The organism is Actinoplanes lobatus (assembly GCF_014205215.1).
Classification (GTDB): domain Bacteria; phylum Actinomycetota; class Actinomycetes; order Mycobacteriales; family Micromonosporaceae; genus Actinoplanes; species Actinoplanes lobatus.
Genome location: NZ_JACHNC010000001.1, coordinates 7855578 through 7877616, shown reverse-complemented (window position 1 = coordinate 7877616; position 22039 = coordinate 7855578). Strand labels below are relative to the sequence as shown.

19 protein-coding genes and 1 riboswitch are annotated in these 22039 nt (G+C 68.1%); of the genes, 9 read left to right on the top strand and 10 right to left on the bottom strand.

The genetic code is table 11. From position 1 onward, the window contains the following. Positions 1–4 precede the first annotated feature (4 nt). Positions 5–649 (top strand): glycosyltransferase family 2 protein, encoded by a 645-nt coding sequence (locus BJ964_RS36185; RefSeq protein ID WP_203832685.1) that lies wholly within the window; start codon positions 5–7, stop codon positions 647–649. A 67-nt stretch (positions 650–716) separates the two neighbouring features. Here BJ964_RS36185 and BJ964_RS36180 read toward each other — a convergent pair whose 3' ends face one another. Then, the gene (locus tag BJ964_RS36180; protein WP_188124847.1) at positions 717–1787 is read right to left on the bottom strand and encodes a cellulose-binding domain-containing protein; all 1071 of its coding nucleotides are present in this window, start codon (positions 1785–1787) and stop codon (positions 717–719) included. 145 nt (positions 1788–1932) lie between these two features. On the opposite strand from BJ964_RS36180, the gene BJ964_RS36175 reads away from it, so the two are divergent. The 3 genes from BJ964_RS36175 (at position 1933) to BJ964_RS36165 (ending at position 3729) form a co-directional block, all read left to right on the top strand. Next, entirely contained in the window at positions 1933–2604 is a 672-nt protein-coding gene (locus tag BJ964_RS36175; protein ID WP_188124846.1) for a TolB family protein, read from the top strand. Next, on the top strand, positions 2571–2966 hold the full coding sequence (locus BJ964_RS36170) for a TolB family protein (RefSeq protein ID WP_188124845.1): 396 nt from the start codon (positions 2571–2573) through the stop codon (positions 2964–2966). The genes BJ964_RS36175 and BJ964_RS36170 overlap by 34 nt, the downstream gene beginning before the upstream one ends. 208 nt (positions 2967–3174) lie before the next feature. Then, positions 3175–3729: a hypothetical protein gene (locus BJ964_RS36165; protein ID WP_188124844.1), complete on the top strand. Its 555-nt coding sequence runs from the start codon at positions 3175–3177 to the stop codon at positions 3727–3729. Between the two features lie 24 nt (positions 3730–3753). On the opposite strand, the gene BJ964_RS47525 is transcribed toward BJ964_RS36165, so the two are convergent. The 4 genes from BJ964_RS47525 to BJ964_RS36145 form a co-directional block, all read right to left on the bottom strand. After that, positions 3754–4599 carry a CPCC family cysteine-rich protein gene (locus BJ964_RS47525; RefSeq protein ID WP_203832686.1) on the bottom strand — a complete coding sequence of 282 codons (846 nt, stop codon included), beginning with the start codon at positions 4597–4599 and terminating at the stop codon, positions 3754–3756. Between the two features lie 99 nt (positions 4600–4698). Further along, on the bottom strand, positions 4699–5004 hold the full coding sequence (locus tag BJ964_RS36155; protein WP_188124843.1) for a hypothetical protein: 306 nt from the start codon (positions 5002–5004) through the stop codon (positions 4699–4701). Positions 5005–5380: 376 nt separating this feature from the next. Further along, entirely contained in the window at positions 5381–6544 is a 1164-nt protein-coding gene (locus BJ964_RS36150) for an ISAs1 family transposase (protein ID WP_239163898.1), read from the bottom strand. Between the two features lie 478 nt (positions 6545–7022). Beyond that, entirely contained in the window at positions 7023–7649 is a 627-nt protein-coding gene (locus BJ964_RS36145) for a hypothetical protein (RefSeq protein WP_188124842.1), read from the bottom strand. Between the two features lie 3 nt (positions 7650–7652). On the opposite strand from BJ964_RS36145, the gene BJ964_RS36140 reads away from it, so the two are divergent. From BJ964_RS36140 to BJ964_RS36130, 3 genes are all read left to right on the top strand, one after another. After that, complete coding sequence (locus BJ964_RS36140; RefSeq protein ID WP_188124841.1) at positions 7653–8009, top strand: ArsR/SmtB family transcription factor; 357 nt, start codon at positions 7653–7655, stop codon at positions 8007–8009. Positions 8010–8064: 55 nt separating this feature from the next. Beyond that, positions 8065–8278, top strand: a riboswitch (cobalamin riboswitch). Positions 8279–8403: 125 nt separating this feature from the next. Next, the gene (locus BJ964_RS36135; RefSeq protein WP_188124840.1) at positions 8404–10803 is read left to right on the top strand and encodes a ribonucleoside-diphosphate reductase subunit alpha; all 2400 of its coding nucleotides are present in this window, start codon (positions 8404–8406) and stop codon (positions 10801–10803) included. Then, on the top strand, positions 10803–11798 hold the full coding sequence (locus BJ964_RS36130; protein WP_188124839.1) for a ribonucleotide-diphosphate reductase subunit beta: 996 nt from the start codon (positions 10803–10805) through the stop codon (positions 11796–11798). Before BJ964_RS36135 ends, BJ964_RS36130 begins: the two co-directional genes overlap by 1 nt. 42 nt (positions 11799–11840) lie before the next feature. On the opposite strand, the gene BJ964_RS36125 is transcribed toward BJ964_RS36130, so the two are convergent. The 3 genes from BJ964_RS36125 to BJ964_RS36115 all read right to left on the bottom strand — a co-directional run bounded on the left by BJ964_RS36125 (position 11841) and on the right by BJ964_RS36115 (position 14170). Then, positions 11841–12728, bottom strand: coding sequence for a hypothetical protein (locus tag BJ964_RS36125; protein WP_188124838.1), 888 nt, complete (start codon positions 12726–12728; stop codon positions 11841–11843). 42 nt (positions 12729–12770) lie between these two features. Then, on the bottom strand, positions 12771–13394 hold the full coding sequence (locus tag BJ964_RS36120; protein ID WP_188124837.1) for a hypothetical protein: 624 nt from the start codon (positions 13392–13394) through the stop codon (positions 12771–12773). Between the two features lie 221 nt (positions 13395–13615). Next, positions 13616–14170: an NlpC/P60 family protein gene (locus BJ964_RS36115; RefSeq protein ID WP_229807245.1), complete on the bottom strand. Its 555-nt coding sequence runs from the start codon at positions 14168–14170 to the stop codon at positions 13616–13618. A 292-nt stretch (positions 14171–14462) separates the two neighbouring features. Between BJ964_RS36115 and BJ964_RS36110 the strand changes: the two genes are divergently transcribed. Continuing rightward, positions 14463–15047, top strand: coding sequence for a lysophospholipid acyltransferase family protein (locus BJ964_RS36110; RefSeq protein ID WP_229807246.1), 585 nt, complete (start codon positions 14463–14465; stop codon positions 15045–15047). A gap of 36 nt (positions 15048–15083) precedes the next feature. Here BJ964_RS36110 and gntF read toward each other — a convergent pair whose 3' ends face one another. Beyond that, positions 15084–16331, bottom strand: a complete 1248-nt coding sequence (gene gntF, locus BJ964_RS36105) for a guanitoxin biosynthesis pre-guanitoxin forming N-methyltransferase GntF (protein WP_188124834.1) — start codon at positions 16329–16331, stop codon at positions 15084–15086. A gap of 145 nt (positions 16332–16476) precedes the next feature. After that, positions 16477–19683 carry a hypothetical protein gene (locus tag BJ964_RS36100; protein WP_188124833.1) on the bottom strand — a complete coding sequence of 1069 codons (3207 nt, stop codon included), beginning with the start codon at positions 19681–19683 and terminating at the stop codon, positions 16477–16479. A gap of 319 nt (positions 19684–20002) precedes the next feature. Between BJ964_RS36100 and BJ964_RS36095 the strand changes: the two genes are divergently transcribed. Beyond that, entirely contained in the window at positions 20003–22036 is a 2034-nt protein-coding gene (locus BJ964_RS36095; RefSeq protein WP_188124832.1) for a family 43 glycosylhydrolase, read from the top strand. The last annotated feature ends 3 nt before the right edge of the window (positions 22037–22039 follow it).

The following is a 22039-nucleotide window of genomic DNA, read 5'->3' as shown; positions in this document are numbered from 1 at the left end:
CGTGATGCCGACCCGCGACCGGCGCCGCTTCGCCGAGCGGGCGATCACCTACTTCCTCCGGCAGGACTTCCCCGACCGTGAGCTGGTGATCCTCGACGACGGCCACGACGAGATCCGCGACCTGATCCCGGCCGGGCCGATCCGCTACGAACACCTGGACCGCCCGCTCGTGCTCGGCGCCAAGCGCAACGCCGGCAACGAACTGGCCACCGGTGAGATCATCGTGCACTGGGACGACGACGACTGGCAGGCCCCCGACCGGGTCAGCCGCCAGGTCGCCGCCCTGTCACGGGCGAACGCCGACCTGTGCGGCACCGGCGACCAGCTCTACTACGAGCCGGCGACCGACCGGGCCTGGCGTTACCGCTATCCGGTCCGCCGTCGCTGGGTCGCCGGCAACACCCTGTGCTACCTGCGTGACCGCTGGCGTGAGCACCCGTTCCCGCCGGTCGCGACGGGCGAGGACAACCATTTCGTGTTCGCCGGCCGCCCGCCCGCCGAGGTACCGGGCGTCTTCCACATCGGCATCGTCCATCCCGGCAACACCGCTGCCAAGGACACCACCGGCTCGTTCTGGACCCCGGCCGCACCGGCGACCGCCCACCGTCACCTCGGCCCCGACCTGGATTTCTACCGGTCACCGTGGTGAACCCCCACCTGAGCGACGGCCTGCCGCCGCCGGCCTCCTCGCGGACCGGCGGCGGTCGCGGGCGGCGTCAGGACAGGAAACCGCCGTACGGGCCGTTCAGGATGCCCTGCTTCTGTGCCTGGCTGAAGTGCGTGTTCGGGTAGCTGTAGAAGGAGGCGGACATCGGGGTGCCGTCGGTCGAGGTCGAGTCCGGCAGGCCGAACGCGTGCCCGAGTTCGTGGACCATGCCGCCGTACCAGCGGTTCATCGCGCCGTTGATGCCTGCCGCGCCGTCGGCGTCGTGGCCGCTGAGGATGACCCAGCCGCCGCCTCCGCCGCCGCCGGAGCACGACGCCTCGGCGCTGATCTCGCCGACGTTGACCCAGCGGCTGTCCGGCGCGCGCAGGGAGAGTTTGCGCATCAGTTCCTGCTGCATGTTGAAGACGACCCACCAGTAGCACTCGCTGCCGTTCGGCGTGTTCTCGTACCAGGATCGGGGGTGGTCGCCGTTGACGACCTCGACGACCGGGTTGTTGAGGGTGAACGTCTTGCCGAGCTCCTGGCGGTAGTAGCTCTGGGCCTCGCGCATCACGCCGGCGATGCCGTCGACGTACCGCTGGTCGTACGCGACGTCGGTGGGCCGCAGCCAGTAGACACGCACGGTGCGCTCAGGCGGTGTGGACGTGGGCGGCGAGGAGGTGGGCGAGGTGCTCGGCGAGGTGGTGGGTCCCGGTGTGGTGGTGCCGGTGCAGACGACTCCGTTGAGGGTGAAGCTCGCCGGCACGGGGTTGCTGCTGTTGTTCCACGAGCCGTTGAAGCCGAAGGTCGCGGTGCCGTTGGTGGCGAGGTTCGCGTTCCAGGCGGCGTTGACGGCCGTGACCGCGGAGCCGCTCTGCGTGGTCACCGAGTTCCAGGCCTGTGTCACCACCTGACCGGCGGTGAACGACCAGCGGAGGGTCCAGCCGGTGAGGGGGTCGCCGAGGTTGGTCACGGCGACGTCGGCGGTGAATCCTCCGCCCCACTGGCTGCCGACGGTGTAGCTCACCCGGCAGCCCGTCGCGGCGGCCTGCGCGGACGTCACCCCGCCGATCGCCGCTCCGGCGGCGACGGTGGCGAGCGCGGCCGCGACCACGACTGTACGGCGTACCCGTTGAAACATCCTGGTCTCCTTCCGGACCCGGTCGAATCGACGACCATCCATCTATTGCGCCTCACTGTGACGAACGAAAACGGTTTCGGCAAGTTTCGGTATCACGTCCGCCCGGGCGCCCTTGTCGCATCCACATATGGTCATTCGTCGATCAATGTCCACGGGCGATCGCCTTGCTCGGAAGGACAAGACGAAAGCAGCACATGTCAGCCGGCCGCTCGGTGTCGCGGTAGCCGGCTCACTCGCCGTCGCCGCGCTCGCGCCGGGAGTCCCGGCCCACGCGGAGGGCGTGCCCGCCACCACGACCGGAATCAGTGTCGGCCCGAACGGCTTACCCGTGCCGCAGGGCGCCGAAGCCCCGTCCGTCTCGACCGACGGGCGTTATGTGGCATTCCAATCGTTCGCCACCACCCTGGTGCCGGGGGACACCAACCGCTCCATGGACGTCTTCGTCCACGACCGGCAGACCGGCCGTACCGAACGGGTGAGTGTCGACACCTACGGCCGGGAAGCCACCGACATCGTCGCCCAGAGCTCGATCTCGGCCGACGGCCGGTACGTCTCCTTCATCACCGCCTCCCCGAACCTCTCCCTGCGGCCGGACACCAACCACGCCTCCGACGTGTTCGTCCGTGACCGCTCCACCGGGATCACCGACCGGGTCAGCGTCATGGCCGACGGCTCGGAGTCACCGAAGACGAGCCTGATCGCGCGAATCTCCGCCGACGGGCGCCACGTGGCCTTCGAGTCGGACAGCAACCTGGTGCCCGAGACACCAACAACCAAGCCGACGTGTACGTTCGCGACCTGGAAACCGGCACACTGACCTGGGCCAGCCGTGAGGCGTACCTGCGGCCGACGGAATCGCCGGCCCGGACCCCGACGGCGCGCCCGGCCATCTCGGCCGACGGCCGGTACGTCGCGTTCACCTCCGGCCAGCACGGGCTCGTCGCCGGCGACACCAACGGGCGGCGGGACGTCTTCGTACGGGACGTGCAGACCGGCGACATCGAGCGGGTCAGTGTGGCCTACGACGGGGCGCAGCCGACCGGAGAGAGCCAGGACCCGGTGGTCTCGGCGGACGGCCGGTTCGTCGCCTTCACGTCGTACGCCAGGAACCTGCTGGCCGGCGGGGACAACGACGTCACCTACATCACCAACGTCTTCCTCCGCGACCGCGGCAACTGAGCAGGGCTCTGCCCACCCGGGCAGACGAGTGGCCGGGGACATCGTGGACCCGCCCCCGGCATTCGCCACGGCTGACTCCGCGAACCCGGCACCAGTGCGCTGACCGGTGGCGGCCAGTCGCCGGGTACCTTCACTTCGAGCGCGACGCCTCGATGGCCTTCCCGGACTCCGAGTTCGGTTTCCTCGACCAAAGGAAGTTTCCGCGTAGATGAGTCCGAACAATCCTCAACTCGCCAATGCCGGGTCGAATCGAATCGCCGGCGCGCTCTTCCTCGTACGTTATTGCAACTGGCACTCGCACCGAGAGTTCGCGCCATGGTTTCTTGAAGTGCGTGAATTGATGTCGCGAGCCGTTGCGGTCGCCGCCACCGTAGTCGACGCGGAAGAGCGCACGGATCCTTCATCTCGGCAATTGCGTGACCATGCGATGGACTGGTTGGAGGGTTACGACCCGGACAGCGGGCCCTTCGGTACAAAACTCTTTCAGCACGTGAACCTCATCTACGAGGCATCGTCGCTGATGGAGGACCCGGGTGACCGGCAGCTGTTGAGTGACTGCATCCGGCGGGCAAGCCATCTTGCCGGCGGAGCGGTCTACCGCGGCCAAAGGCACTATCAAGGCCAATGGGAAGCCGTCGATTTTCCAGCTATCGAGGAGCAGGCGCAATCATTCGCGTCCAGCAATCTCGGGGAGGCGCTGGTGTTGAGTCGGGAGTTCGCCCGTCTCTATGCGGACGTCATGGAGCATTCCTTCCCCACATGACCGACGTGAGGTGGCCGGATGGCGCTACCTGGGTTCATTCGGGGGGAAATGCGGCTTCAGTGCCCGGCCGCGGCCTTTTCGAACGTACTCGACTCGCGCCTGGTCGAGGCTCAAACCACCGTTCGGTCCACCCCTGACGACTGCGCTGTCGTGATTGTCCTGGCCGTCGTCCTCCCACCAGCATTCATCGCAGATCTCGAAGTTCCCTCGCTCCGACAACGTGGCATGGCCGCAGCAGGGGCAGGTGTAAGGAGCGCCGCCGGCCCCGGCGTCTTCCGTAGCGGCGTATTGCTCATCCGGTGTGATGTGCCACCGCCGCGGGCCCGCATCGCCGAGGCGTCCGGTGTGCCGGAGCAGGACCTGCGTGGAATGCTGCCGCTTTCCGGTCTCCTGCCGCTGCTGGACAGTCGCGTCCGGCGCCAACCGAGCCAGCACGCGGGTGCTGAACTTCGCGGGTATCCACCAACTCACGTTCAGGCCCTGGGTGATGTCGTAGGTGTGGAGCACGACCTCGGCGACGCCGAGCGCAGCGAAACCACTGACGTCGCAGGGCCCGGAGTGCCAGGCCCGCGTGTCCGGCCCCGCGGCTCGCAGCGCCGCGACAAGCAGCCCACCGCATGCCTCGACGACCGCCAGCACCTCCGGCACCGAGGCGTCGTCGCGGATCACCAGATCCAGAGGCAGGTACGCATCCTGTACCCGGCCGGCCACTTGAGCCGCGTAGGCGAGCAGGTCATGACCGATGTGGGCAAGCGTCTCCCGGCAGGTCCGGTCGAGGGTGCCGGCCGTGACCGACCAGTCGAGGTCCACCAGTGGTTCGAGGACCTCGCCCATCGTTCGGACAGCACGCTCCAGATCCTGGGCTTCCATCCGGCGCATTCTGACAGGCCAGGCGGGCGCCAGAGTATCCAGGAGGACATGACCTCCGTTTCCACCCCATGGGGACGCGAGTGGCCTGGTTGAGAAACCTCAATAGATGTTCCTGTCCACCAGTCGCCAGAAGATGAATACAGCCACGCCGCCAACGATAGCGATTCCCCAGCTGGCAACGATGAAGCCGAGTGCCACAAATCCAATGCCGCCGACCAGTAGTGACCATCGGGTGACGGAACCCGGCGGAGCGAGCCGAGCCACTCGATCAAGAAGATTCTCCGAGGCGACCGACGCGGCCACAATGCCAAAGATCAGCAAGGCCAGGGCCGCAACGGCCAGAACGATCCACCCGACAGTGGCGGCACGTGCCGATTCCCCGGCCGCCCAGGAATTCAATGTCACGTCGTGATTCCTTTCACCGGCGCGTCGAGTCTGGATTCTCGCCCATGGAAGCGAACGCAATGGGCGCGGGGTCGCGAGCGGTAAGCCTCGCGTGTCAATAGTGAATGTTCTACGCGATAGGGTGGCGCAACGAGAAGCAAGGAACATGTTGTTGCATCGAGAAATTACATGGGAAACGATGGCGAGCACTCATCCTTTCGGTCAGCTGGATGCGCGGTCCGGCCTGACGAATGTGAATGATCACGTATGTCGTCGAGTGGAGATCTCGCGGCCATCGCCAAATTGTGATCTCTGGCGGGTGGCCATGCATGATCCGGTGCCCTCATCGCGGTTCCCCCGATACGAGCGCTTATTGATCCAGGGCCCCGGCAAAGTCCTAAATGAGGCCGAGGAGTGTCAACGGGCGGTTGCTGTCGCGGGCGTGATGGCGGGTGGCGGCGGCGATGTTGGTGGTTCCGGCTGCCCGTAATGCGCTGATGGCAGCGTCGCGGAGGGCGGCCATGACGTGTGGTCCGGTGCCGGTACGGATTTGGCTGCGGTCTTCTGCGTAGGTGACGTCGCGAACCCAGTGGATCTTGTTTTCGATGGTCCAGTGCCCGCGGATCCAGGCTGCCAGTTGGGCAGGTTTTGCCTGGTGGACGTGTAGGTCGGTGATGGCGTAGACGGTTTGGGTGGTGAAGCGCCGTGGCTGGTCGAGGCGGCGTCTACGACGGCGGATCTGCAGGGCTTGGACGGCATGCGGGAAGTCGATGCCTGCGGCGACGGTCACGATCCTCAGGGTGCGGATCTCCCGGCGGCCGTGGCCGCGGTCATCCTGGCGGGCAGCTTGCGGGACTTGCCGCCAGGGCAGACGGGAGAGCTGTTTGTGCAGGTGCGGTTGGTTGCCTTTGACGGTCAGGATCCAATGGGCGCCCCGTTCGGCGAGGTAGTCGACGTGTTCGCGCTGGCAGTGCATCGCGTCGGCGGTGATCACGGCGTCTCGTAGGTCGCCGATCTGGTCCAGCAGAGGCGCGAATCGGGTGATCTCATTGGTCTTGCTGTCGATATCGGTGCTGGCCAGGACCATGCCGGCGTTCTGATCGCAGGCGGCCAGCAGGTGCCGGGCGGTGCTGTCGCCGGTGCGGGATCCGCGCAGTGTCTTGCCGTCGACCGCGATGGCCTGCCGGCTTGTCGAGGTCTCGGCCCGGCCTACGAGCCAGACAGCGATCGCCGTGGTCAGCAGCTGCGCATCGAGGGCCTGCAGCAATCGGCGGATCATCGCTTCAGAGGGGCGCCGGTCAGGGGCGATACCCAGGGCGAGAGCTGTCGAGGCCGGAACGTCGGCGACCCATTCGGCGATCGCCGTATAGGAACGGCAGCCGGCGATCACGGCACAGACTGCTGCGATCACTACCGCCGTCAACCGGTGCCGGACCCCACGACGTGCCCGCGGATCAGGCAGGCAATCGAGCACTGCCACCAGGCCGCCAGCGGTTTCGGGCACGGTCAGAGCCGGTGCGCAGGACAAAGAGGAGATCAGCGATGATGGCAGTGCGGGCATGACTCACTTCGGATAGATCATCGTGGCGTAGGAACCTTGATGATCTTTCGAACCGGTCATGCCCGTCTTGCTACACCCAACAGCGGCGCTTCTACTCCAGATCCCCCAAGTCGGACACCGTCACGACTTTGCCGGGGCCCTGCTTATTGATCTGCCGCGAAGTAGGCGGTCGGCGGATGTTGTGCACGCGGCCGGCTCACTGGCCTACGCTGCCCGGGTGAGTTCGCCAGATGTTCTGAGCATCGACAGGCTGTCAAAAGGGCTTCTCGTCGAGTACCTCGGTGTTCTCACTGCCTCCGACTACGAGGAGCGACGGCGCCGCGTGCTGGCAGGGCAAGCACCTCAGGATTGAGCCGGTCATGGCGAGCCTACGATGTTCTTGATGTTGCGCTTGAAACGGCACTGGGAGGCGGCACCACTGACCTGGACGGGGAATGACCCCGACCAGATCAAACTGTGGTGACTCAGGATGATCGCCCTACTCGTCGCAGGGGCGAAGTATCAACGAGCGTGTCCACTCCGACTGCTTTTCGACCATGAGCGACACCCGGGCGCCGGGGTCGGGCGGGGTGCCTTCGTACTCGACAGTCTCGTAGGCCTCGCCGAAGTGGACGGTGTACTCGCGATTGCCCGGAAATACGCGCTCGACCGTTGCGTCGAGGACGGCGCCCACGGGCCGGCGTCGCGCGATCGCCGCCCATTCCGACCCCGACCGTCGGTGTGACCGCGCGCCCCGGCCACGCATGCCGGCGTCGAGCGGAAGCAGCCGAATCTCGAACCCGCGATGTTGGAGTACTTCGAACAGGCCCTTACGCCCGACGGGCGGCCATTGCGAGGGCTCCTCCGGCAGCGCCAGCGCATCGACCCAACCGGGAACCGGGTCGCCGACGTCGACCGCCATGCCCGCGCGCCCGGCACCCGCCGGGAATCCGGTCACCATTCCCCAGGTTCGCGATCCTCGTGGAAGTCGTCGCCGAACGGCGCTCAATTCATCCTCACCCATGACCTGACCATTATTGGCTTTCCGGCCGGTGGCGATCCGGGAACCGAACGCTCCGCCGAAGCGACTCACCCGGTAAGGACAGTCGGCGAGAAGGCGGGTCACGAGATGAGGTACGACGTGCGGAGACGGCGGCCACGGGGCTGGGCACATCCCGACCTTGCTGACGTCGACCTCGGCAGGGTGCTCGACGCTCTCGGCGACCCGGTGCGGCTGGAGGTCGTCCGGCAGTTGGCCACCGCTGGGGGAGTGGTGCAGGGTGCGTTCGACGTGCCGGTGACCGGCCAGACCCTCTCCCATCACCTGAGGACTCTCACCACCGCCGGTCTCGTACGCGTGAGCCAGGCCGGCCGGTTCCGTTGCTGCGAGCTGCGCACACGTGACGTGGAGAAGCGCTTTCCCGGCCTGCTGCCGGCGATCCTGGCCAATGCCGGTGTCGGCGCCCCACGAACGATGCCGCCATGAGGGTGACGGTTTGGACACACCATGTGGGGTTGTGACTTTCCGATGCCGCCCATATATGGTGTTCCCCGCAGCTGGTTCGGCCGCGCCCGTCAGGGTGTGTCCGAGGCAACAGGGAACCCGGTGTGAAACCGGGACTGCCCCGCAGCGGTGAGTGGGAACGACCGCCGTCATGAAGCACTGGGCTCGTCAGAGCCTGGGAAGCGACGGCCAGTAGGCGGCTTTACCCAAGGCCCACGAGTCCGAAGACCTGCCAGCGCGCCGTGCATCCACAGTGATGCGCGGCGGTCGAAGGCCGCGTGGGACGGCCGACGCCATCAGCCGGGCCCTTCCTGGGCCGCGGCGGCGTCCTCCTGCGCACCCGAGACCTCGGCCGGCGTGATGAGGGGGACGAGACATGACAGCAGCTACGCAGGATCCGCCGGCTACCGGACATGTGGTGCCGGAGCAGCGCCGCCATGTGATGCAGGTGCGCAAGAGAAACGGCGACCTGGAGCCGGTCGACGTCAACAAGATCGTCAAGGCGGTCGAGTTGTGGGTCGCTGATCTCGGTGAGGTCGACCCGCTGCGGGTGGCGACCAAGACCATCAGTGGCCTGTACGACGGGGCGACCACCGCTGAGCTGGACAAACTGTCGATCCAGACGGCGGCCGAGCTGATCGGCGAGGAACCGCAGTACTCGAAGCTCGCCGCCCGGCTGCTCGCCGCGTACGTCGACAAGGAGGTCCGCGGTCAGGGCGTCGCCAGTTTCAGCCAGTCGATCCGCTACGGCCACGGCCTCGGCCTGATCGGCGACGATACCGCGGCGTTCGTGGCCCGCAACGCGCGCAAACTCGACGACGCCGTGGACGCCGCCGGTGACCTGCGGTTCGAGTACTTCGGCCTGCGTACCGTCGCCGACCGCTACCTGCTGCGCCACCCACAGTCCCGCCTGGTCGTGGAGACCCCGCAGTACTGGCTGCTGCGGGTCGCCTGCGGACTGTCCAAGGACGCCCGGGAGGCGATCGGCTTCTACCGGCTGATGTCCTCGCTGGCCTATCTGCCCAGCTCGCCGACGCTGTTCAACTCCGGCACGCGGCACACCCAGATGTCGTCGTGCTTCCTGGTCGACTCGCCGAAGGACGAACTGGACTCGATCTACGAGCGCTACCACCAGGTCGCGAAACTGTCGAAGTTCTCCGGCGGCATCGGCATCGCCTGGTCACGCATCCGCGGCCGGGGCGCCCTGATCCGCGGAACCAACGGGAAGTCGAACGGCATCGTCCCGTTCCTGAAAACGCTCGACGCCGGGGTGGCGGCGGTCAATCAGGGGGGCCGCCGCAAAGGCGCCGCATGTGTCTACCTGGAGCCGTGGCACCCGGACATCGAGGAGTTCCTGGAACTGCGCGACAACACCGGCGAGGAGTCCCGCCGCACGCACAACCTGAACCTGGCGAACTGGATCCCGGACGAGTTCATGCGCCGCGTCGAGGCCGACGGCGAATGGTCGCTCATCGACCCGTCCGACGCCCCGTCACTGCCGGACCTGTTCGGTGACGAATTCACCGAGGCCTACCGGGCGGCCGAGAAGAAGGCCGTCAAAACCGTCAAAGCCCGAGACTTGTACGGCCGGATGATGCGCACTCTGGCGCAGACCGGCAACGGCTGGATGACGTTCAAGGACCGCTCGAACTCGCTGTCGAACCAGACGGGCGAGCCCGGCAACGTGATCCACCTGTCGAACCTGTGCACCGAGATCCTCGAGGTCAACAACGACGACGAGACAGCCGTCTGCAACCTCGGCTCGATCAACCTGGGTCAACACGTCAACGTTGACGGTGTTGACTGGGTCAAGTTGAGAGAGACGGTGCGGACCGCGGTCGTCTACCTGGACCGGGTCATCGACATCAACTACTACCCGTCGCAGCAGGCCGCAGCCTCGAACCCGCGGTGGCGGCCGGTCGGGCTCGGGCTGATGGGCTTGCAGGACGCGTTCTTCACCCTGCGACTGCCGTTCGACTCCGCCGAAGCCCGCGACCTGTCGACCCGCGTCCAGGAGGAGATCTTCCTGACCGCCCTGGAGACGTCGGCCGAACTCGCCGCCGCCGTCGGCCCGCATCCGGCGTACCCCGAGACCCGGGCCGCCAAGGGTGAGTTGCATCCGGACCTGTGGGGCGCCGAGGTCACGCAGACCGACCGGTGGGAGGCGCTGCGATCGACCATCGCCGCACACGGGCTGCGCAACTCGCTGCTGATCGCCATCGCGCCGACCGCGACGATCGCGTCCATCGCCGGCGCCTACGAATGCATCGAGCCGCAGGTGTCCAACCTGTTCAAACGCGAGACCATGTCCGGCGAGTTCCTTCAGATCAACACCTATCTGGTACGGGAACTCAAGTCCCGCGGACTGTGGACCGCCGCCATCCGCGAGCAGATCAAGCGCGCCGAAGGCTCGGTGCAGGCGATCGCCGAACTGCCGGACGACGTACGGGAACTGTTCCGCACCGCCTGGGAACTGCCGCAGAAGGCGCTGATCGAACTCGCGGCGGCCCGGGCCCCGTTCATCGACCAGTCGCAATCGTTGAACCTGTTCATGGCCGCACCGACCATCAACAAGCTCTCCTCGATGTACCTGTACGCCTGGAAGGCCGGTCTCAAGACCAGCTACTACCTGCGCTCGCGTCCGGCCACCCGCATCCAGCAGGCCACCGTCGCGGTCGCGCCCGCTGTCACCGCCCCGGTCTCCCTCATCCCGGCGCTCACGCCGGCCGAGGCCTGTTCCCTGGAAAACCCCGAATCGTGTGAGGCCTGCCAGTAATGCTGCTCGACCCCGGAATGGACCTGACCCTGCGGCCGATGAAGTACCCGCACTTCTTCGACCGCTTCAAGGACGCCATCAAGAACACCTGGACCGTGGAGGAGGTCGACCTGCACTCCGACCTCGCCGACCTGGCCAGACTGTCGCCCGCCGAACAGCACCTGGTGTCCCGGCTGGTCGCCTTCTTCGCCACCGGCGACACCATCGTCGCCAACAACCTGGTCCTCAACCTGTATCAACACGTCAACTCGCCGGAGGGCCGGCTCTATCTGTCGCGGCAGCTGTTCGAGGAGGCCGTACACGTCCAGTTCTATCTGAACCTGCTCGACACCTACGTGCCCGATGAGCAGGAGCGTTTCGAGGCGTTCGCCGCGGTCGAGAACATCCCGTCGATCGCCCGTAAGGCCGAGTTCTGCTTCAAGTGGATCGACTCGGTCTTCGATCTGCGCAGGCTGGAGACCAAGGAGCACCGGCGGGCATTCCTGCTCAACGTCATCTGCTTCGCCGCCTGCATCGAAGGGCTGTTCTTCTACGGCGCCTTCGCGTACGTCTACTTCCTGCGCTCCCGCGGCGTGTTGCAGGGTCTCGCGTCCGGCACCAACTGGGTGTTCCGCGACGAGAGCATGCACATGGCGTTCGCCTTCGACGTCGTCGACCAGGTGCGGGCCGAGGAGCCCGACCTGTTCGACGCCACGATGCAGCAGCAGGTCCGCGACATGCTGGCCGAGGCCGTCGAGTGCGAGGTCCAGTTCGCCGCCGACCTGCTCGAACAGGGCGTCTCCGGAATGTCGCCGGCGGACATGCGCGAATACCTCCAGCACGTCGCCGACCGGCGGCTCGCCGCACTCGGCATCGACCCGATGTACGGCAGCAAGAACCCCTTCGCGTTCATGGAACTCCAGGACGTTCAGGAACTGTCCAACTTCTTCGAGCGGCGCGTGTCGGCATACCAGGTCGGCGTGACCGGAACCGTCAGCTTCGACGACGACTTCTGACCGGCACGAGAAACGGCCGGGACCCTTGCGGTCCCGGCCGCTTCAGTGTTCGCGTACGGAGTGCTGACCGCTCTGCTCCCGGGCCCACCGCCGCCGTTGCCGGGAAACGAGGTCGCACGGCTGCCAGAGGTTGCCGTCGTTGCCGCAACAGATCGGCGCCAGCGATGGCCCGGCTCCCCGTTCGAGGGCCACACAGTACTGGGAAGTGGTCCCGCACGACGCGAACGCCGCCTCCGAACACCGGCCCGGCTCCGGCCGGCTCGATTCGGGCGCGAGCAACGCGGCGAGTTCGCCGGCATGGCGCCGGCCCGCCACCCGCGAGAACGAACGGGCGATCAGCGTACGGGCGGATTCGTCGGCCAGCATCGGGCGCAACACGGTCAGCGCCGCTGAACGGACCACGTCGACCCGCTCGACGGCCCGCTCGACCAGGAACGGAATGAACTCGGGCTGAGGCGCCCGGCCCATCTTGGCGAGGGCGGCCGCCCGCACGTACCCGTCCGGGTTCAGACTGGCCAACGCCCAGCTCAGCGGCACATCGCCGACCTCGGGAAACGCGCGGATCTCCCGTCGGCGGGCGTGGAAGAACAGGCCGTCCAGCAGCCGGGCGCATTCGCTGAGCTCGGTGAGTGTGTCGGCGGCTCGCCTTCCTCCCAACGGAGCCACGTCCACGATCAGCTGCTGATAGCCGGCGATGTCGTGCCGTGCGAACCGCCGAGCGGATACGCCGACCGTCCGCATCGTCTCGTCGACGGCCCGCCTGCGCCACTCGAAGACCCAGAATACGAAGCCGCCACCGAAGAACAGCAGGCACAACGCGGCCGTCAACGGCGCCGTGACGAGCATGGTCATGGAGACCAGAGCGAACAGGGCGCACACCCAGACACTGAAGTGTTCGCCGGCGCTGAGAAGCCGGAGGCGCGGGAGCATGCCGGGGACCGTACTGGAATTGATCTTGATTTGCATCGGTGTTCAGCTGCGAGACCTGCGGATCACTACAGGCCGGGGCCTCCGCTCGGCAGCGCTTCGGGGCCTGGATCGTTGAATCGTACGGATCTCTGGGAGGTCTGTCTCCGGGTAGGTGATGCCTGCCTTCTGCCAGAAGTCGGTGAAGATCCAGATGTCGTTCAGCGTGGTGTGGTCGTCAGGGAATGGCTTGCGGCGGCCCAGCCACCAGCCGAAGAGGCCCGAGGACGCCACGGGTATCAGGTACGGGGTGACGAGGTCGGTGGCTATGCTGAATGCTTCGGCGACCACCTGCGGGTGGCCGGCCCATTCCTGCTTCAGGCGCTTGATCTCACGGCGATCGCCGGTGAAGTAGTTCGGGCAGGAGCTGAAGCGGTCCAGCTCGGTCCCGCCGCGCCACAGCACGTGATTCCAGAGGTCGCCGTCGTAGACCTCGATGGTGCTGACCAGAGCATCGAATTCGCGGGACAGCCACTGGGCGGCGTCTCCGAGGCCGTTGAAGAACCGCGGCCAGATCATGAGTATCCAACCGCTCCGCGGCGCCCACACCGCCACCGTCGACTTGTCGTCGGCCTCCGTGGGATCGACTATTTCCGCCGGCACATCATGCAGCCGCGCGTAGCGGATCACCCCGTCGAGGACCTCAGCCAGGTCGTCACCGCGCAGTGCCGCCGCCGCCAGGAACTCACCCCATGATCGTGACGTTGACCAGGCGATCCTCCTCGCGAGCCCGTACCGGCGAAGTCAGCCGTTCGTCTTCAAGGTGCGTCCCTTTCCTCGGCGCGGAACAGGCGGCCGGGCCGCGCCGCCGTCCCGACCGGGACGGCGGCGCCTCTGTCTTGGGCTGGGTGTCAGGCCACGCGCCCGTAGCCGATCGGGTTGCCGGGCAGGGTGATGGAGTCGTAGCGGACGACGGTGCCGGTCTTGAGGGCTTCGATGATCTGGTTGTTGCCGACGTACATGGCGACGTGGCTGATGCCGCTGTAGTAGAAGACGAGGTCACCGGGCTGGAGTTCGGCGCGGCTGATGCGGCGGGACCGGTTGTACTGCTCGGAGGAGGTGCGGGGGATGCCGACACCGGCGTTGGCGTAGGCCGCCTGCATCAGCCCGGAGCAGTCGTAACTGCCGGGACCGGTCCCGCCGTAGAGGTACGGCTTGCCCAGCTGCCGCTTGACGAACGCGATCGCGGCGGACGCGGCCAGCTTCGAGACGCCGCCGGCGGTGTAGGTGCTCCAGGAGGCGCCGCCGGGCCCGTAGAGCACGACGTTGCCGTCGTTCTGGATGATCAGGGTGCCGCCACCTCCACCGGTGTTGCTGGCCCAGGACACCCCGCCCGTGTTCGGGTAGACGACGAGGTTGCCTTTCAACGGGCCTTCGTCGGTGCCGCTGAAAGCTTCGATCGCCACGCGAATTCGAGCGCGCAAGCTTGCGCGCCGCAGGGTCCCACCACCTCTGACGCCGAGCCGGCCGCCTGGGCACCTCCGCCGCATCCCGACCTGATCGTTGCGCCTGAAGGACGGCACACCGTCCCGGCGCCGAATGGCCGTCCACAGGCGGGGGTGCACGTGGCCGTGCGTGAACCAGCTAGCGTCACCGGCGAAACGGCCTCGGTTCGAACAGCGAGAGTGAGACATGGAACGCGACAGTTCTGCCGCCCCCGGCGACGCCGGCCGGATTTCGCCGGTCTATCGAGCAGTCATGGCGGCGGCGTGGCCCGTCGTCCGCTGGTGGGGCCGTATCGAAGTGGTGGGCTTGAACCACCTCTCGGCGCAGGGCGCGACGATCGTCGCGGCCAACCACGACAGCGCGTGGGACCCTGTGGTCATCGCGTTCGCCGGCCGCCGGCGCCGGCAGATCCGGGCGCTCGCCAAAGCATCCCTCTGGAAGAACCCACTGCTCCGCCGGGTGCTCGACGGGATGGGACAGATCCCCGTACGGCGCGGGCATGCCGACACGGACGCGCTGGAGGCCGCGATGCGGTGCCTCTCCACCGGCGGCTGCCTCGGGATCTTCCCCGAAGGCAGCCGTTCGCAGGGCCGGAACCTGCGTGCCCGCAGCGGCGTCGGACGTCTCGCCCAGGCCGTGCCGCAGGCCCGCATCGTCTGCGCGGCGGTCTCCGGGACCGTGGACATCGCACGCTTTCCCCGGCGCCCCCGTCTCAAGGTGACCTTCTTCGAACCCACACCGTCGCCGCCGTCGGAATCCGCGCAGGAGCTGGCCGTGAGGCTGACCGCCGAACTCCGCGCCATCGCGCCGGTGGCAGCGGCGGGACGGCGCCCCTAGACGATCTGTCGGCGACGGACCGGTCCGGCCGGACGGCTACGCGCGGCGTGCCTGGCAGAGCAGGATCGCGGCGTAGCCGTGGGAACCATGCTGGGCCGTCGGTATGACCTCGATTCCCTCGTGCAGCGGTTCGAAGTCGGGACAAAGGGCTGCTTGGAGGTCGCGTTCGTCGATGTCGGCGCCGGGGAAGGTCTTGCCGCCGACCGTGTAGCCGCGGCACCGGCGCAGCGCCGCGGTGAGGAAGAGGCCGCCCGGCTGGACCAGGCCGGTGATGTGGCGCATGAACAGTTCCCACGTGGCGCGGTCGCCGGTCGCCGAGTCCGCGCAGTAGGCACTGACCACCGTCGGGTAGCGCCGGTTCACCGGACGGGGGTGGTGGGCGTCCACCCGTACCAGTGTGGTGATTTTTGCCCTGGTCAGGTCTTCGCGTGCGGTGATCTCGTCGTCGGTGGGACAGGTGTTGCCCTCGCACTGCAGGGTGTAGCGGACGAACGGCCGCCAGTCGTGGGCGCCCGGTGCCCCTTCGATCCACCGTTGGATCTCGGCCAGGTTCTCCGGCAGGTAGTCGCCCAGATGGATCTCGGATGCCGCCTCGGCGCACGCGAACACGTGGTGGAGGGTGGGGCCGGTCCCGAAGTAGAGGATCGGCTGATCGCGTTCGGCGTGGCGCATCGCGTCGACGAGGAACGCGATGGTGGCGATCTCGTCCGGTTCGACGGTGCGGTAGTAGTCGGTGAGGTACTCGGCCGGCACCCAGTCGGTGTCGAACGACGCATGCCCGCGGTCCCGGCCGAGAACGGTCCGGGTGAGGCGGGCGAGTACGCCTTCGTAGCACGCGGCGCCGAGGTTGGCGCCGGCGAGGAAGACGAGTGCCTCATCGGTGGTGATCGCGTCGGTCGCGGCGGCGGCGCCGAACGCGGCCAGGTAGTACGGCACCTCCTTGGCGATCTCGGTGCCGGTGTACGCCACGGCGGCGGCCAGCCGGGCCGCGGTCCCCTCGCCGAACCGGCGGCGGGCGACGTCGTACGCCAGCTTGGACAGCACGTTGGTGCTCGTGCCCGTCGCCGCCAGCAGGCTTCCGTTCGCTCTCAGGCCGGCGCGCAGCCCGAACACCCAGGCCGTGTAGCTCGCCAGGAGGAACGCCACCACCGATTGATGGCCGAAGCCGGCGAGCAACCCGGACGCGACCAGACCGGCGCCGGTGACCGCCGCCCAGGCGTCCAGCGCGTAGGTGGACGCGACGGTGGCCGCCAGGCTCGCGGCCCAGGCGGCGGCGGGCGACATCCTCGTACCCCTGGCGGTCCGCACCGGCGGAACGAGCGATACCGGACGTTGCGCTGTACCCATCGCTCCTCCTGAACGGGAAGGTTGTGATGGAGACAGCGGACGATGCCCGTTGCGTACGTCGCCTTGCCGACAGCATCGAGCGTCAGGGTCTGAGCCCGGCGGGGGTGTCGAGGGCCCGGCGGACCCGGAGCAGTTCGGCGGCCAGGTGCGGGGCCCGGTCGGCGACCTCCGCCAGCGAGGAACGGGCGTCGAGGAGGCCGGTCCAGAGGATGCCGCGGCCGCGTTCCAGGATCTCCACCGCGCCCGGTGGGTCGTCGTTCGTCAGGGCGGCGGCGGCCGCCTGCGGCGGGGCGCCGGTCCAGCGGCCGAGCGCCTTCTCCTGGCTGGAACGGTTGATGCCGTGCCACGCGAGCGTGGCGAGCAGATCGACCGCGTACGAGTAGGCGCGCTGCACCTCCGGCATGTCGCCCAGCCAGCGGGCCGCCTTGCCCCAGGCCGCGGCGCCGTCGATCCGCGTTTCGGCCGGCGCGGGCCGATGCTGTGCCGCCTCCCGGCCGTGGTCGCGGGCGGCGGCCAGCGTCGTCACGTCACCACGGTTGACGCCGTCCAGGATGAGCGCCTCGGCCAGGGCCGCGAGGTGCACGGAGCGGGTCGGCCCGTCCGGCCGCAGTCTCGCCACGGCGTCACGGTGGGCGGTGACCGCGGCACGCAGGTCCGCCTCGTCGCGGGAGTGCCGCCACCGGCGCAGCCGGGCATCCCCCAGCGTGGCCAGGAAGGCGGCCTGGTTGCGGTCCCCGGCCGGGGACACCGCGATCGCCTCGCCGAGCCGGTCGATCGCCTCCTCGAGGTGGTCACGCTGCCCGGTCCGGTCGAACCACGCGATCAGCGTGGTGGCGAGGTCCTCGCGAATCGACCCCTGATCGTGTTTGCCGAGATCCGGCCCGGCCAGTTCGACCGCGTGGCGGCCCTTCTCGACCGCCTCGCGGAGATCCGCCTCGTCGCCGAACAGGTCGGCCCGCAGCCGCAGCAGTCCGCCCAGTTCGGCGACCATGGTGGCGCGACCGGGATGCCCCGGCGCGGCCCGGTCGATCGCCAGCCGCCGCATCGCGATCGCCTCGTCGAGGTCCGCCAGGTGCCGATGGTGGCGGTAGCGGTCGCTGAGGTGCCCGGCCAGGTTGGCGGCGAACAGCGGATCCGGGGTGCCGTCGCGGACCAGCGCGCGCTCGATGGTGATCGCCCGGTCGAGATCCGCCACCCGGCCGTCCCGCCGGAACCGGAGGGTCAGCGCCACGGCGAGGTTGGCCGACACGACGTCGTACATGTGATGGGTTCGGGGAAGCCGGCCGACGGTGTCGTACAGCATCGTGATGCTCTCGTCGAGCCGGTCCTCGCCGCCGAGCCGTTCCAGCCTGGTGAGCAGGGTGATCCGCAGGGCGCTGGTCCCGTAGACCTGGGTCTGGCCGGCCTGTTCGGCCGCCGTGCCGACGAGTTCGATCGCCGCCTCCAGATCGGCCGGGTCGCCGTGCTGCTCGAACCGGGTCGACAGGGCCGTCGCCAGGTCCGCCTGCAGCGACCATCGGCCGACACCCTCGATCGGCGTCCGCGCCAGCGCCTCCCGGAGGCGATCGATGCCGTCGCGGAGGTCCTCGGGGCGGCCGGAGAAGAGGAACCGGTGCGTCAGAGCGGTTCCGAGACGACCAACGGCGAGGGTACGGGTGATGGTCAGCAGATCCGTTCGAGACAGGATCTCCCGCAGCAGCAGAATGCCCTCCTCCAGCCGGACGGTGTCCCGGAAACCGGCGGCCACGAGGGCGTTCGCGAGCTGGTATCGCAGTGCCGTCGCCAGCACGTCGCCGTCGTCGATCATCGTGCCGGCCCGGCGCAGGACGGTGATCGCCTCCGGAAGGCCGCCGTCGCCGGCGAAACCGGCTCGGGCCGTCAGCGCCGCCCCGAGCGTCATCAGCCGATCGATCTCCTCCCGGTGGGATGCCGGGCCCGGCCCGTCCCGGCGGAGGGTGCCGATCGCGCGTTCCAGGTCGGCCGGATCGCCGCCGACCTGGTAGGCCGCCACGAGAGCGGTTCCGGTGGCGGTCGTGTGCGTCGTGCTCGGCCGGGTGCGGTCCAACAGGGCCAGGGCCCGGCGGATGTCGCCGAGATCGCCGTCGTGGTGCATGGCCCGCACCGACAGGATCAGCGCCAGGATGATCCTCGCGAGGTCGGCGCCGGGGCCCTCGGCGGTCTCGGCGCCGCTCAGCAGTTCCACCGCCGCATGCAGGTCGGCCGCGTCGCCGGTCACGTCGAACCGCAACCGCAGAGCGTGCGCGTGTGACGCGAGCGTGCCGATGTCCGGCGGCGCCGGGTATGCGCCGCGCTGGTGGAACATGTCGATGGCCCGGTCCAGGTCGGCACGGTCACCGTAGGAGACGAAACGATGCAGGTACGCCCGTCCGCCGGTCTCCAGGGCGCCGTGCCGGGCCACCCCCGTGGCGTCGCGGGACAGCGCGATGGCCCGGTCCAGGTCGTCGCGGCCGCCGGTGCGTGTCGCCCGGAAGAGCAGGGCTTGGGCGAGGCCCTGCGTGAGGTCGGTATGTGTGGCGGCGTCACGTGCCCTCGGCAGCGCCCGGCCGAGTTCGCTGATCGCCAGGTCGACGTCGTCGGTGTCCTCGCCGGCGAGCAGGGACCTGGCGTAGGCGGGAACGAGCTGGAGCCGGGCCGGATGGCCGTCGGGCAGCGTGGTCACGGCGGTCGTGAGCAGTGTCCGGGCCTCGGCGGCGGGCGCGCTGTCGCCGGTCAGCTGGGACTGTGACAGCAGGGCGAGTCCGAGCATGCTGACCAGTGGGGGCCGTTGCGGTGATCCGGGCGGGATCTTGGCCAGGCATTCCCGTACCAGATGAATGGTCTTGTCGGTTTGGGTCTGGTTGAGGAACAGCGCTGTGGCGTAGAGGTGCAGCACGGCTGGGCGGACCGGATGATCCCCGGCGAGGCGCTGTTCCAGCGGCCGCATGAGGTCGGCGGCGTTCACCAGGACGCGGGGGTCCGCGTCGACGGCGTAGGCCGCGATGAACGTTCCGGCCGACACCACGGCCCACTCGAGGAAGTGGGGGTCGTCCGGATCGGCCGCACCCTGCTCGCTCGCCCGGTGCAGCGCGGCGAACGCGTCCCGCAGGTCGTGCCGGGAGCCGGTGGCGGTGTGCCGGGCCGTCAGCAGGTTCGCGGCCAGGAGCAGCACCCCGACCGTGGGGGTGGCGCCGAGCAGCGGGCGGAGCCGGGTCAGGAGCCGGTCGGCCACCTCCGGGTCGCCGCGGGCCACACCCTCCGCGAACTGCCGGTGGAGTTCCACGACATCCATCGCTCCACTGTGGTGTGCCGCCCGGCGGGCCGCCACAGCCGATCGGCCGGTTCGTACCGACTTCGGTGCCCTCCCGCATATAACAGAAACGTCCCGACAATCATGTTCGCGTTAATATCGAGAACGAAATCTGAGAAATTGTAATATGGGGGAGTCGTCTCGAGTCGGATGCCTTGTGAGGTGATGGAAGGCCATCTGAGCTGCTCATCTATGTTTCTGTCTTGAAACACCGGAAATCGTCTGGCAATATCGCCTTACGAATGTGAGCGCTCTCATTCTGGTTTCCGGCAAACTCACTTCCGATTCGAGGAGCTCAACAATGAGGGCTCGTCCGTTCATCTCCGTCACCGTGCTGGCCGCCGTCCTCGGGGCGGTGCTCGCCGTGGCCGTCTCGTCCGCGGCCCGGGCGGCGACCATCGACACCAATGCCTGGTACGTGCTGGTCAACCGCAACAGTGGCAAGGCTCTCGACGTCTACAACCTGTCCACCGCCGACGGTGGCCGGATCACCCAGTGGACGCGCAACGACCAGGCACAGCAGCAGTGGCAGTTCGTCGACTCCGGTAGCGGCTTCTACCGGCTCAAGTCGAGGCACTCCGGCAAGGTGCTCGACGTCTACAACATGTCAACCGTCGACGGCGGTTCGATCGTGCAGTGGACGGACAACAACACGACGAATCAACAGTTCAAGATTGACGATGTTGACGGCTATATCCAGTTGATCAACCGCAACAGCGGCAAGGCCGTCGAGGTGCAGGGCGCATCAACCGCGGACGGCGCGAACATCGTGCAGTACTCCGACTGGAACGGCGCCAACCAGCAGTGGCAGCTCGTCCGGATCGGCGGCTCCACGACACCCGCCGGCACCTTCACCAACCCCGTGGTGTGGCAGGACTTCGCCGACGGCGACATCATCCGGGTCGGCGACGCCTACTACTGGTCGGCGTCGACCATGCACTACTCGCCGGGCGCGCCGATCCTGCGCTCGTACGACCTGGTGAACTGGGAGTACGCCGGACACTCGGTGCCGCGACTGGACTTCGACTCGACGGCCTACGACCTGTCCGGCGGCCGGGCGTACGTGAAAGGGATCTGGGCGTCGGCGTTCAACTACCGGGCGAGCAACAGCACCTACTACTGGCTCGGCTGTACCGAGTTCAACCGCACCTACGTCTACACCGCCCCGGCGGTCGACGGCGCCTGGAGCAAGAAGGCCCGGATCAACAACTGCTACTACGACGCCGGGCTGCTGTTCGACAACGACACCCCGTACGTGGCCTACGGCAACGGCACGATCAGCGTCGCCCAGCTGTCGGCCGACCTGACCTCACAGGTGCGGGCGCAGACCGTCTACACCACACCGTCGAGCATCGGCACCCTCGAGGGCGCCCGCATGTACAAGCGCGGCAACTACTACTACATCTGGCTGACCCGTCCGGCGAACGGCCAGTACGTGCTGCGCTCGACCAGCCCGTGGGGCCCGTACGAGCAACGCCAGGTCCTTCTCGACCTTCCCGGCCCGATCTCCGGCGGCGGCGTCCCGCACCAGGGCGGACTGGTGCAGACCCAGAACGGTGACTGGTGGTACATGGCGTTCACCGACGCCTTCCCCGGCGGGCGGGTGCCGACGCTGGCCCCGATCACCTGGAGCAACGACTGGCCGGTGCTGACCACCGTCGACGGCCGGTGGGGAGCCACCTACCCGAGGCCGAACATCAGCACCACCAGGACCGTGCAACCGATGACCGGCCCGGACACGTTCACCTCCGCCACGCTCGGCCACCGCTGGGAATGGAACCACAACCCCGACACCAGCCGGTTCAGCGTCGGCAACGGACTGCGGTTGTCCACCGCGACGGTCACCAACGACCTGTACGACGCTCGCAACACCCTCACCCACCGCATCCAGGGACCGTCCTCCACCGCCACCATCGAGCTGGACTACTCGCAGATGGCCAACGGCGACCGCGCGGGCCTGGCCATGCTGCGCGACTCCTCGGCCTGGATCGGCGTCCGCAAGGACAACGGCGCCACCCGGGTGTCGATGACCAACGGCCTGACCATGAACTCGAGCTGGGCCACCACCGGCACCGGTGCCGAGGCGGCCGGCGCGACCGTCACCGGGGGCCGGATCTGGCTGCGGGCCACCGCCGACATCCGGCCCGGCTCCGGACGGACCGCCACGTTCTCCTACAGCACCAACGGCAGCACCTTCACCACGCTGGGCCCGGCCTTCACCCTCAACAACGCCTGGCAGTTCTTCATGGGCTATCGCTTCGGCATCTTCAACTACGCCACCAGCGCGCTCGGCGGCGCGGTCACCGTCAACCGGTTCGACCTGACCACACCATGACCA

Bases quoted from the DNA above. Each gene is read 5' to 3' on its own strand.
- BJ964_RS36185 (WP_203832685.1), top strand. From the start codon at position 5: ATGCCGACCCGCGACCGGCGCCGCTTCGCCGAGCGGGCGATCACCTAC.
- BJ964_RS36180 (WP_188124847.1), bottom strand. From the start codon at position 1,787: ATGTTTCAACGGGTACGCCGTACAGTCGTGGTCGCGGCCGCGCTCGCC.
- BJ964_RS36175 (WP_188124846.1), top strand. From the start codon at position 1,933: ATGTCCACGGGCGATCGCCTTGCTCGGAAGGACAAGACGAAAGCAGCA.
- BJ964_RS36165 (WP_188124844.1), top strand. From the start codon at position 3,175: ATGAGTCCGAACAATCCTCAACTCGCCAATGCCGGGTCGAATCGAATC.
- BJ964_RS47525 (WP_203832686.1), bottom strand. From the start codon at position 4,599: ATGGAAGCCCAGGATCTGGAGCGTGCTGTCCGAACGATGGGCGAGGTC.
- BJ964_RS36150 (WP_239163898.1), bottom strand. From the start codon at position 6,544: ATGCCCGCACTGCCATCATCGCTGATCTCCTCTTTGTCCTGCGCACCG.
- BJ964_RS36140 (WP_188124841.1), top strand. From the start codon at position 7,653: ATGAGGTACGACGTGCGGAGACGGCGGCCACGGGGCTGGGCACATCCC.
- BJ964_RS36135 (WP_188124840.1), top strand. From the start codon at position 8,404: ATGACAGCAGCTACGCAGGATCCGCCGGCTACCGGACATGTGGTGCCG.
- BJ964_RS36130 (WP_188124839.1), top strand. From the start codon at position 10,803: ATGCTGCTCGACCCCGGAATGGACCTGACCCTGCGGCCGATGAAGTAC.
- BJ964_RS36125 (WP_188124838.1), bottom strand. From the start codon at position 12,728: ATGCTCCCGCGCCTCCGGCTTCTCAGCGCCGGCGAACACTTCAGTGTC.
- BJ964_RS36110 (WP_229807246.1), top strand. From the start codon at position 14,463: ATGGCGGCGGCGTGGCCCGTCGTCCGCTGGTGGGGCCGTATCGAAGTG.
- gntF (WP_188124834.1), bottom strand. From the start codon at position 16,331: ATGTCGCCCGCCGCCGCCTGGGCCGCGAGCCTGGCGGCCACCGTCGCG.
- BJ964_RS36100 (WP_188124833.1), bottom strand. From the start codon at position 19,683: ATGGATGTCGTGGAACTCCACCGGCAGTTCGCGGAGGGTGTGGCCCGC.
- BJ964_RS36095 (WP_188124832.1), top strand. From the start codon at position 20,003: ATGAGGGCTCGTCCGTTCATCTCCGTCACCGTGCTGGCCGCCGTCCTC.